The following is a 1,036-nucleotide window of genomic DNA, read 5'->3' as shown; positions in this document are numbered from 1 at the left end:
CAGTCATATTTTGTCCGATTTCTATTCCGTTGAATTTCAGTGTATCAGAACTGAAATCAGGTTCAAAAATAACTGCTGGATTATATGTGAACTCGGTTTTTCTCAAATTGGTTACAACGGTCTCGTATAACCGTCAGTTACGGGTTAAATTAGCGATTATTTTCGGTTTGGCACAGACTTTAGCAATTCCGAGTGGATTCGGACGTAGTCGAATCCGCCGTAATTGCGGTTATACATTGTTGTAGTGCGTTTTTTTATTCTATTCCAATCCATTTTTCCAGTTCTGATTTATATTTATCAACCGCAACCCAAGTATTGATAGTTTCAACATTTTGTTTGTCAAAAGCTGTCAGATACTGCAAATGGATTTTTTCTCCAATTTTTAATTCAGGCACATTTGTTTGGATTGAGGACTTATTTAATTCGGTTATTTCTTGCCAATGATTTTTAGTATTCAAAAGTCGAGTTGGAAACCAATCATCATTTTCAGCTCTAAAGTTTAATATTTCTCCGTCTTCAGTTCCGATATGCAATTTCCACTCATCATTAGTAATTTCAAAAGCGTCTAAGTTTTCGCCAGTAGCAAAGTCAAATTCAGCATTTTTTGGGTAATCCGAAATGAGAACTTTAATTTTAAGATTTTCTATGATGTCTTTTACTTTCTCAATTCTCCAAATCCAACATTTTGAATCAGTTATTGTTGCTCCATTATAAAATGGTTGTTTTACTTTAAATTCAACTAATTCGATGTCGTAAGCAGCAGTTTTGAACCGTTCATAAATTCCGTTTTTATAGGCTCCAGTATTCTGTAATTCCGCATATGTGAAATTTGAATTTAATTCACAAGAAACTGTTCCTAAAGGTGTATCAAATGTTCTTTTTATCAATGTGTTTCTCGTTTTTCTCAAATGCACTACAACGGTCTCGTATATGATTTGTAGCGTTATTTAAGCAAGTAAGTTAGTAAATAATAACGGAAATAGAAAAACCGCGAGGTTTTTCGACAGTAGGCGAGAAGCAGCTATGAATTATATAC

Annotated in this window: 1 protein-coding gene; it reads right to left on the bottom strand. The window is 33.6% G+C overall.

Features of this window, described 5'->3' with window-relative positions; genetic code table 11:
• Positions 1-254: 254 nt before the first annotated feature.
• The gene (locus tag VDP25_RS17650; RefSeq protein ID WP_334471964.1) at positions 255-887 is read right to left on the bottom strand and encodes a hypothetical protein; all 633 of its coding nucleotides are present in this window, start codon (positions 885-887) and stop codon (positions 255-257) included.
• Between the last annotated feature and the right edge of the window lie 149 nt (positions 888-1,036).

The organism is Winogradskyella sp. ECml5-4, assembly GCF_036903175.1.
Lineage (GTDB): Bacteria > Bacteroidota > Bacteroidia > Flavobacteriales > Flavobacteriaceae > Winogradskyella > Winogradskyella damuponensis.
The sequence above is the reverse complement of the archived record's forward strand: the minus strand, read 5'-3'. Positions and strand labels throughout refer to the sequence as shown.